1 pseudogene is annotated in these 761 nt (G+C 29.4%); it reads left to right on the top strand.

Annotated elements, in window-relative coordinates:
* Positions 1 to 204: 204 nt before the first annotated feature.
* Positions 205 to 761, top strand: a pseudogene (locus tag WG67_RS08590) (recombinase RecB); the annotation flags it as partial.

Below are 761 nucleotides of genomic sequence, written 5' to 3'. Positions count from 1 at the left end.
TTTGGATGGTAATTCTTTGCGTATGTAAATCGAGTAAACGTTGACTAACCATCTGCAGCCAATTTGCTCGCATTTATTTAAAACTTCTATTCTAATGTTTGCCATGTAATGTTATAAAAAATTTTAATATATAATAGCATACAAGCACGTTTATATTTTGAATAATTTCTATACAATAAAATATTGTATTAATTGTTACTGTTAGTGGGAAGAGTTTTTACCGTTAATGTGGATGAATCTCTTTTTGATGTGCTGGTTCAGCACATATTTTCTGAATATGAAAGAGAAAAAATTCCTGAAGTAAAAATCATACTTCCTTGCAAGAGGGATGTGATAGCGCTGCTGAGTGCATTCAAGAATCATAACGCTAAAAAATGCATAATTTTGCCAGAGATAGTTTCGCTAGAGAATATTGATGAGGAAGATTTAATATTAAATCTTGATAGGGTTAAAGTTATCAAGCCAACAAAAAGGACACTGCTACTCATTCAATTCATATTGGAGTGGAATAGAAAAAATAATGATAATTTTCCAATTGATTTAGCTTATAGCCTGCCATCACTGCTTGATAAAATTCAATCTACCCAAACAACGGATTGTTATCAATTTGATGAACATTCAAAAAAAATAGAGAATTTCATAAGCTTACTCACTGAGACTTGGAGTAAAACTTTAAAAGATTTAGAAGTAGTAGATATATTAAAACATAAGAGTGATTACATAAACAATATGATAATCTCTTTACAAAAAGACCAATATAT

It is taken from the genome of Wolbachia endosymbiont of Drosophila incompta (assembly GCF_001758565.1).
Classification (GTDB): Bacteria; Pseudomonadota; Alphaproteobacteria; order Rickettsiales; family Anaplasmataceae; genus Wolbachia; species Wolbachia pipientis.
The sequence above is the reverse complement of the archived record's forward strand: the minus strand, read 5'-3'. Positions and strand labels throughout refer to the sequence as shown.